7 protein-coding genes are annotated in these 9,172 nt (G+C 74.5%); 3 read left to right on the top strand and 4 right to left on the bottom strand.

The features are described from left to right. Positions 1-419: 419 nt before the first annotated feature. A complete protein-coding gene (locus ACFWXO_RS26815) occupies positions 420-1,097 on the top strand; it encodes a response regulator (RefSeq protein ID WP_380526614.1) in 678 nt (225 codons plus the stop codon). 325 nt (positions 1,098-1,422) lie between these two features. Here the strand turns inward: ACFWXO_RS26815 and ACFWXO_RS26810 are convergent, their stop codons facing one another. Further along, on the bottom strand, positions 1,423-3,105 hold the full coding sequence (locus ACFWXO_RS26810) for a peptide-N4-asparagine amidase (protein ID WP_380526612.1): 1,683 nt from the start codon (positions 3,103-3,105) through the stop codon (positions 1,423-1,425). A gap of 158 nt (positions 3,106-3,263) precedes the next feature. Then, positions 3,264-4,166, bottom strand: a complete 903-nt coding sequence (locus ACFWXO_RS26805; protein WP_380526610.1) for a LysR substrate-binding domain-containing protein — start codon at positions 4,164-4,166, stop codon at positions 3,264-3,266. Between the two features lie 138 nt (positions 4,167-4,304). On the opposite strand from ACFWXO_RS26805, the gene ACFWXO_RS26800 reads away from it, so the two are divergent. Beyond that, complete coding sequence (locus ACFWXO_RS26800) at positions 4,305-5,321, top strand: pseudouridine-5'-phosphate glycosidase (protein WP_380526609.1); 1,017 nt, start codon at positions 4,305-4,307, stop codon at positions 5,319-5,321. Between the two features lie 3 nt (positions 5,322-5,324). Then, positions 5,325-6,215 (top strand): carbohydrate kinase family protein, encoded by an 891-nt coding sequence (locus ACFWXO_RS26795; RefSeq protein ID WP_380526608.1) that lies wholly within the window; start codon positions 5,325-5,327, stop codon positions 6,213-6,215. Between the two features lie 74 nt (positions 6,216-6,289). On the opposite strand, the gene ACFWXO_RS26790 is transcribed toward ACFWXO_RS26795, so the two are convergent. Together ACFWXO_RS26790 and ACFWXO_RS26785 are read right to left on the bottom strand one after the other, a co-directional pair. Beyond that, positions 6,290-8,089, bottom strand: a complete 1,800-nt coding sequence (locus ACFWXO_RS26790; protein ID WP_380526606.1) for a helix-hairpin-helix domain-containing protein — start codon at positions 8,087-8,089, stop codon at positions 6,290-6,292. 127 nt (positions 8,090-8,216) lie between these two features. Next, positions 8,217-8,945, bottom strand: a complete 729-nt coding sequence (locus tag ACFWXO_RS26785) for a hypothetical protein (RefSeq protein WP_380526605.1) — start codon at positions 8,943-8,945, stop codon at positions 8,217-8,219. Between the last annotated feature and the right edge of the window lie 227 nt (positions 8,946-9,172).

Raw genomic sequence — 9,172 nt, 5'->3', positions numbered from 1 at the left:
GCCCCGGGCGGGGCCCCGCCCGCGCCCTCGCGCGCGGCCCCCCCCCCCCGCCGGGGGCGCGCGCGCGCCCCCGCCCCCCCCCCCCGGGGGGGGGCGCCCCGCGGCGGGAGTGGCCGCGACGCCGGAGAGGGAGACGGCGCCGCCGAGGCTCAGGCCGGTCGCCCCGGCCAGGAGCCCGCGCCGGCTGACGGAGGGGGTGACGGGCGGACGTCCACTGGAAGCGTTCATGGCGGTCAGCTTCACCGGGCGGAGGTGAACCGCGCCGGACCGGCCGCGTGAACTTTCCCGGCGCCCTCTCCCGGCCTCCCGGCCTACCCGCCGTCCTCCCGTCGTATCCCAGGCTCTTCCGGCCTCTCTCGGCCCCTCCCGGCCCCTCCCGGCCTTTTCCGCCCGCCGGTCGGTGCGGGAGACTGCCCGGTGTGACGAGTGCGAACGGTGAGTGCCCGCGGGTGATCCGGGTGTTGGTCGCGGACGACCAGGAGGCCGTCCGGCGCGGTGTGCGCCGGATCCTCGACGCCCAGCCGGACATCGAGGTGGTGGGCGAGGCCGTGGACGGTGTCGCCGCGCTGGAGCTGGCGGCCCAACTGCGGCCGGACGTCGCCCTGGTGGACATCCGGATGCCGCGACTGGACGGGCTGGAGGTGACCAGGCGGCTGTCCGGCTCGGTGCGGGTGGTGGTGCTGACCACCTTCGACCTGGACGAGTACGTCTACCCGGCGCTGCGGCACGGCGCTTCCGGGTTCCTGTTGAAGCGCTCCGGCCCGGCCCTGCTGGCCGAGGCGGTACGGGCGGCGGCGGACGGGGAGAGCCTGATCAGCCCGTCGGTCACGGTGCGGCTGCTCCAGCACGTGACGGCGCCGCGGCGGCCCGCGCGTCCGGCCGCGGAGGGGGTGGTGGTGCCGCTGACCGAACGGGAGGTGGAGATCGCCGGTCATGTCGCGGCGGGCCGCACCAACGCCGACATCGCGGCCGAACTGTTCATCTCCGCGGGGACGGTGAAGACCCACGTGGCCAGCATCCAGCGCAAGCTGGGCGTGTCGAACCGGGTCGGGATCGCCGTGCACGCCTGGGAGATGGGGTACCCGGTGCCGCGGTAGCGGGCGGCAGGGCGCGAGGGCGCGTCCACGGGGCCGAGGGGATGCTCCGTGGACGCGCGGAACCTGCGAGGTGGGGGTGGCCTCCGGACATCCCGTCCTCCGGCCGGTAGTTCGATCGTCGACCGAGGTAGTACCAGCGGCAGACCCTGATCCGTCTCGACCTGTCGCCACTGCCTCCTGCGGTCGAACTTCCTTCAGCTACCTCGCAGGTCCACCTCCCATCATGCGCTTCCTACGAGCCGTGCACCAGGGGTGAACGGTCCGAAATCGGGCGAATTTCGCAAGTCGGGCCCCCGGGGGCCTCGGGGGCCTCGGGGGGAGTGCCTCAGGGCTTCGGCCACCCGTCGACGAAGCTCAGCGTCCGGTGGTACGGCCCGTCCGGCCCGGTGCTGCGGTAGTCCTCGGTGCTGCTGCCGGTCCGGACGGTGCGGTCGCCGTCGTGGCGGGTCGCGGTGGGCCGCAGGGTGTGGTCCACCGTGCTGCGCCCGGTGACGTGGCCGCCGGTCGCGGTGGTGGCCTCGCGGTGGTAGCCGAGGTCCATCGCGGTGTTCTGGTCGGTGTTCCCGGCCGCGTCGTGGGTCACCTTGTAGGTGACGTCCAGCGGTTCGCCCTCGTGCACGGTGGTGGTGCGGTGCGGTCCGCCGCCCCAGGTGGCGGTGGTGCGGGTGAGGTCGGTGCCGTTGTGCAGCGTCACGTCGTTGCCGCTGTCGCGCAGTTGCTGGGCGGAGCTGAACGCGAGGTCGTCGCGGACCTCGGTGGTGATCCGGCCGTGCGAGGTCTGCACCCAGCCGCGGGCCAGGTCGTGCCGGGCGGCGGTGACGGTCCAGTCGCCGCTGCCGCCGCCGTGGTCGGTGAGCCGGGTGGTGACGGCGGCCTCGGGGGCGACCCGGTAGTCGGTGAGCTGCCCGGAGGTGCGGGCGGTGTCGTGGTCGACCTCGGCGAACAGGTTGACCTGGCCGGCCCAGACGTCGTTGCTCTGCGCCTCGGAGGCGTTCACCGCGATGCCGACGCTGTGCGGGCGCCCGTCGAGCAGCAGGCCGACGTACGGGGTGAGGTCGAGCCGGTAGGCGGGCAGGTCGAAGGCGAAGATGCCGGGGACCGGCCGCCACAGCAGCGGGTCCCAACCACCGGTGTAGATCACCGGGTACGGCCAGACGGCGCCGGCCACCCGGCCGTCCACGGTCAGCCTCAGTTCGCGGAACGGGCCCTTGCCGCAGGCGCCGATCGACGGGTTCGCGGCGACGAAGGCGTCCGGCGCGGAGGCGTAGGCGAACTCCTCGCAGGCGCCGCCGCCCCGCGCGTACACCTCGGCGGTCAGCCGTTGCAGGTTCTGCGGGAAGGTGAGGTCCTTGGCGGTGCCCGGAGCGGCCTGGGTGAGCGAGAACGCGCCGGTGGTGAGCACCTGGTCGGCGCCGTGGGCGGCGGGCCAGCGGTCGTTCGCGGTGTAGAAGGTCAGGCCGACCGAGACCTTGTAGACGCCGGTGTAGGTGGCGTCGGTGACGTTGGCGAGGTCGAGCGAGAACGGCTGCGGTCCGGCCGCGAACAGCGGGGCGTAGCGGGTGAGATCGCGTTCGACGTTCCACTGGATGCCGTCCGGGGACGGCTCCGGGGTGGAGGACAGCAGGACCTCGACACCGCCGACGCGGACGCTGAACATCCGGTCGAACTGCCGCCCGGCGACCTGCCCGTGGAGGTCGAGGACCACGGCGGACCAGGGGCCGGCGCAGTCGGCGGGCGGGGTGAGGGTGGCGGTGTACGGGGTGTCGGGCGGGTTGCCGTAGCCGTTGCGGAATTCCCGGTCGTGCATCACCTCGACGGTGCAGGAGCGGGTGTCGGGGCGGGTGAGCGGCTTGGTCGCGGTGACCGGGTCGTGGTAGCCGCGGCCGAAGTCGGCGTGGGCCGGGGCGGCGGCGGTCAGGGTGCCGGCGAGGGTGAGGACGGCGGCGCCGAGCAGTCCGGCGAGGCGGCGCAGCGGGCGGCGCGGGGAGCGCCGGGGGAACAGGGCCAAGGTGGGTCCCCGGGGTCGGGCGGCCCGTCGGCGCGCGACGGGCCGGGTGGCTGATCCGGGCATCCTTCCGGCGCTGGCATGTGACCGTCAAGAGTTGCTTTCGGGCCCTCCGGCGGGGCGTCGGTCCGCCCTCCCGGAACGGGGGCGGGCCGTTGCCGCTACCACTCCTCCAGGGCCGCGGCCTCCTGGCGGATCAGGTTGCGCAGCGTCGCCATCGGGGGGCGGCGGTCGTCCGTGCGCCACTGCATCTCCAGCGGCAGGGTGGCCCGGCCGTCCAGCCGTACGGTGGCCACGTCCTCGGTGAGGTGGCCGGTCATCGAGCCGGGCACCAGGGAGAAGGCGCGGTTGCGGGCGAGCAGGTAGAGCCGGGAGCCGACGATCCGCGGCGGGCTGACCAGCACCGGCGGGTCGACGCCGTGCTCCGCGCACAGGCCGAGCACGTGGTCGTAGTACCGGGGGTGCTGCTCGCGCGGCCACAACAGCAGGGGCAGGTCGCGCAGTTCGGCCAGCCGCAGGGTCGTCCGGGCGGCCAGCGGGTGGTCCCGGCCGAGGGCGACCCGGACCGGCTCGTCGGCGATCCGCTCCAGCCGGTAGCCGGGGACGTCCTCCAGGAAGCGGCCGAGGCCGATGTCGGCGAGTTCGCCGGCCAGGGTGGCGGAGACCTGGCCGGTGTCGACGGCGAGTTCGGCGGTGTCGAGCGCGGGCAGCTCCTGTTCGGCCCGGCTGACCACGGCGGGCAGCAGCCGGTTCGCCACGCTCGGGGAGGCGACGATCCGGGCCGTCCCCAGCCGGGACTCCTCGTGCAGCCGGACCCGGGCCAGCATCGCGCCGGCCTGCTCCAGGAGTCTCGCGCTCTCGGTCGCCATCACCTCGCCCGCCTCGGTCAGCGCGACCGAGCGGCGGCTGCGGTCGAACAGCTCGACCCCGACCGTCCGCTCCAGTCGGGCGACCTCCTGGCTGACCGTCGGCTGCGAGATGTGCAGCCGCTCGGCGGCCCGGCCGAAGTGCAGCGTCTCGGCGACGGTCAGGAAGACCTCCAGCTGCCGCAAGGTGAAGCCCATGCGGGTCATCCTAGTGCGAACCAATAGCTGACCGGCTATCGGAAACCCCAGGACTCATTCTGGTTTCCGATCCGAACCGTCCATACGCTGAGCGTCACGTTGCCCCACCGCAGTGGCATCTCACAGGAAGCTCCCGCCATGACCGGACAGCCCGCCAGCACCCCCGCCATCCAGATCTCCGAGGAGGTCGCCCGGGCCGTCGCCGACGGCCGTCCCGTGGTCGCCCTGGAGTCGACGATCTTCACCCACGGCCTGCCGCGACCCCGCAACCTGGCGGTCGCGCTGGAGGCCGAGCAGCAGCTGCGGGCGGCGGGCGTCGTCCCCGCCACCATCGGCGTGCACGCGGGCGTCCCCACCGTCGGCCTGAGCACCGAGCAGATCACCGAACTCGCCGCCACCGACGGCCTGGACAAGGTCAGCCTGCGCGACCTGCCGGTGGTCGCCGCGCTCGGCCGGCACGGCGGCACCACCGTCGCCGCCACCGCCTTCCTCGCCCACCGCGCGGGCGTGCGGGTCTTCTCCACCGGCGGCCTCGGCGGCGTCCACTTCGGTGCCACGGAGAGCTTCGACGAGTCCGCCGACATGACCACCCTGGCCGCCACCCCGGTCACCGTGATCAGCGCCGGGGTGAAGTCCATCCTCGACATCCGGGCCACCCTGGAGCGCTTCGAGACCCTCAACATCCCGGTCATCGGCTACCGCACCACCAAGTACCCCGGCTTCTACGTCACCGACTCCGGCCACGAGATCAACTTCGCCGTGCAGTCCGCGACGGAGGCGGCCGCGGTGATCGACGCCCGCGACCGGCTCGACCTGCCGCAGGCCGTGCTGATCGCCAACCCGGTCGACCCGGCCAAGCAGCTGCCGCCGGAGGAGCTGGACGGCATCCTGGCCCGCGCCTGGGCCGAGGCCGAGCGCCGGGGCATCACCGGCAACGCCTCCACCCCGTTCCTGCTCGACCACATCCAGCGCGACACCGGCGGGCGCAGCCTGGAGGTCAACGTCGAGGTCTACCGCGGCAACGTCCGCCTGGGCGGGGAGATCGCGGTGGCGCTGGCGGCCCTGGGGGGTGGGGCCGGTGGGGTCGACCGGGCCGGTAGGTCTGCTGGGGCCGACCGGGCCGACGGGTCCGCCGCCGCGACCGCCGGGGCCTGACCCGTGCTCGGGGTGCTCGGCGACCTCGTCGAGGACATCGTGGTCTGGGTCGACGGGCCGCTGCGCCACGGCACCGACTCCGGCGCCCAGGTCTTCCGGCGGCGCGGCGGCAGCGCGGCCAACGTCGCCTGCTTCGCCGCCGGACAGTACCCGGCCCGCTTCCTCGGCTGCGTCGGCGCGGACGCCATCGGGGACGGCATCGTGGCCGAACTCGGCGGCCACGGCGTGGACGTCCGGGTGCAGCGGCACGGTCGGACCGGCAGCATCGTGGTGCTGATCGACCGCGACGGCGAACGGACCATGCTGCCCGACCGCGGCGCCGCCAAGCTGCTGGAACGTGTCCCGGACGACTGGTTGGGCGGACTGACCCACCTGCACGTGCCCGCCTACTCCTTCGACGGCGAGCCGGTCGGCCGGACGGCGGTCGACGCGCTCGACCGGGTCCGGGAGGCGGGCGGCACCACCTCGGTGGACGCCTCCTCCACCGGGATGCTGGAGCAGTACGGGCGGGAGCGCTTCCTGGCCCTGCTGGCCGAGTTGGCGCCCACCTTCGTGTTCGCCAACCGCTCCGAGTCCGCCTACCTCGGGCTGCTGGTGGACGGCCTGCCCGGGCCGGAGCGGGCCCGGCTGGCGGCCTCGACGGTGGTCACCAAGGCGGGTGCCGAGCCGACCACCGTGGACGTGCCGGGGGACGGGCTGTTCACCGTGCCGGTGCCGCCGGTCGCCGAGGTGCGGGACCTCACCGGGGCCGGGGACGCCTTCGCGGCGGGCTTCCTGGCCGGGTTCCTGGACACCGGGGACCTCCACCTGGCGGCCGGGCTCGGGCACCGCAGCGCGGCGCGGGTGCTGGCCTCGCCGGGGGCTTCGACCGGGGGAATCGACCGGGGGGTGTGAGGGCGGGGGTAGGAGGGCGGGGGTAGGAGGGTGGGGCACTGCGGGCTCGGCAACTACGGAAGTAGTGCGGGGCACTACTTCCGTAGTGCGTCCTTGCGGAGGAACCGCTTCAACTGTTGCCACGTCCAGGCGTTGACCACGTCGTCGACGGTGAGCCACCCGCGCTGCGCCGTGCCGATGCCGAAGCGCGGGTAGCCGAGCTGGCCGGTGGCGTGGGCGTCGCTGTCGACCGCGAAGCGCACACCGTGCCGCTTGGCCCGCAGCACGTCCTCGTCCCGCAGGTCGAGCCGCTGCGGGGAGCTGTTGATCTCGATCGCGGTGCCGGTGCGGGCGGCGGCCGCGAACACCGCGTCCAGGTCGACGTCGATCGGCCCGCGCCGGCCGATCCGCCGGGTGGTGAGGTGGCCGATGACATGGACGTACGGGTTCTCGCAGGCCCGGACCAGCCGGCGGGTCTGGGCGGCGCGGTCCAGGGTGAAGTGCGAGTGGACGGAGGCCACGCAGACGTCGAAGCCGGCCAGGAACTCGGGCGGCCAGTCCACCCCGCCGTCCGGGCCGATGTTCAGCTCGGTGCCGTGCAGCAGGCGCAACTTCTTGTGACGGTCGGCGAGTCGGCGCAGCTCCTCGCGCTGGGCCAGCATCTTCTCGTCCGTCATCCGCTGCATCACCAGGTCCGGCGCGTGGTCGGTGACGGCGTAGTAGGAGTAGCCGCGGGCCGCCGCCGTGTCGACCATCTCGGTGAGGGTGGCCAGGCCGTCGGTCAGGTCGGTGTGGGTGTGGAGGTCGCCGCGCAGGTCCGACTCCTGGATCAGCTCCGGGAGTTCACCGTTCAACGCGGCCTCGATCTCGCCCCGGTCCTCGCGCAGCGGCGGCGGGATCCAGGGCAGCCCGAGCGCCGCGTACACCTCCTCCTCGGTCGCGGACACCACCTTGGCGCCCTCCTCCTTCTTCCTCGGAGCCTTTCCGTTCCCCGGGCCCTTTCCGTTCCCCGGGCCCTTGCCGGTGTCGCCGGCGGCCTCGAACAGCCCGTACTCGGAGAGCTTGAGGCCGGCCCGCACCGCCCTCGTGCGCAGCTTGATGTTGTGCGCCTTCGACCCGGTGAAGTAGACCAGCGCGGCGCCCCAGTCCTCCTCGGGCACGACCCGCAGGTCCACCTGGATCCCCCCGGTGGTGCGGACCGAGGTCTTGGTCGGCCCGCTGCCGATCACCTCGGCCACGTACGGGAGTTCGGTGAGCGCGGCCATCAGCGGGGCCGAGTCGGCGGCGGTCGCCAGCACGTCGATGTCGCCCACCGTCTCGCGCATCCGGCGCAGCGAACCCGCGTACGCGCAGCGGGTGCAGCCGGGAACGGCGGACAGCGCCTCGACCAGCTGCTCGGCCAGCTCGGTGGCGGCGTCGAGCAGGGTCCGGCCGCCGGACTGCCGCATCAGCTCGATGCCGTGCAGGATCTTCTCGCCGCTGCGCTCGCCGAAGCCCGCCACGCCGGACAGCCGGTCGGCGCGGATCGCGTCGGCGAGTTCGTCCACCGAGCCGATCCCGAGGTCCCGGTAGAGGGAGAGGGCGCGCTTGGGGCCGACGCTGGGGACGGCCATCATCTCCCGTACGCCGGACGGGATCTCGGCGCGCAGGGCCTCCAGCGCGGAGATCCTCCCGCCGGCGAGGTACTCGGCGATCTTCTCGGCGGTGGATCTGCCGACGCCGGGGATCTGCTGGAGTCCCTTGACGTCCAGACCGGCCAGGTCCTCGGGGTGGCCGCCGACGGCCCGGGCGGCCTTCTCGTAGGCGCGGGCCCGGAAGGCGTCCCCGCCGGTGATGTTGATCAGGTCGGCGTACTCCTGGAGCAGCTCCCTGACCTGGTCGTTGAGCCGGGGCATGGGGCAAGTCTAGGTTCGGAGCGCGCCGTTCGCCGTGCGGTGGGCGCCCGGGGGCGGTCGGGGGTGGCGGTGGCGGTGGCGGTGGCGGTCGCCGGGAGTGTGGCTGGGGCGGTGGCCGGGGCGTGGCTCAGTCGTAGGCGACCCCGAGCAGCAGCACGACCGTCATGCCGCCACCGGGGGTCGGCTCCACCGCGAGCCGGCCGCCGGCCGCCAGCACCAGGCTGTGCAACGCCGGTCCCACCGGTCCGGTGCTCCGCACGCCCGCCAGCAGCCACTCGCGGGCCTCGGGCGGCTCGTACGTACCGCGGTCGGATATTCGTATCTCCACTCGCTCCCGGCCGTGCCCGGTCGTGCCGTGTCCGGTCACGCCGTGGCCGGTTGCGGTGCGCCCGGTTGCGGTGCGCGGTGCCGACGGGCCCGAGCGCTTGACGTCCGCGCGGACCAGCACCCGGCCGCCCAACGGGCTGCGCCGGATCGCGTGGTCCAGCAGCCCGGCGATCGCGGCCTCCATCCGGCGGGCGTCCCCGGCCACCACCGGCAGGCCCGGCGCCAGCCGCAGCGTGACCGCCGCCGCCCGGCCGCCGCCGCGCACCACCCGGCGGACCACCTCGGAGACCTGCACGTGCCGCGCCTGGGGCTCGCACCCGGCCTGGCGGCCGGTCCAGCTCAGCCGGTCCAGCTCCGTACGGGACAGCGGCCGGGGGCCGGCCATCGAGATCGGCGGATACGGGCCGAGCCCCTCCGCAGTGCCCCCGCCGCCCTTGCGTTCGGCGCCGCCCGCGCCGTTCGCGCCGCCGAGCGCGCCGAGCGCCCGGGCCCCCGACGCGACGTAGCCCCAGAGCTTCCCGCGTGCCATTGCCCTGCCCCTCGTGCCTGACCGACGGCCGTCATCTGTTCCGCGGCCGACCGGGGCGGGCCGCTTCCCTGGCCCTCCTGCCAGCCTGCGCCTACTCCGCCCGGGTGACAATCCGGCTCCGGGACGCGAACGGCTGCGGGGACCCCGCCGAGCGGGGGGTGGCGGGGGCGCCGAGTGGCGGGGGCCGCTGCGCGGGGCTTTGGTTCGGGGGTGGGCTCTCGGGAGGG

Origin of the sequence: Kitasatospora sp. NPDC059088 (assembly GCF_042738155.1) — a bacterium.
Classification (GTDB): domain Bacteria; phylum Actinomycetota; class Actinomycetes; order Streptomycetales; family Streptomycetaceae; genus Kitasatospora.
This window is presented reverse-complemented; position numbering and strand designations above follow the sequence as displayed.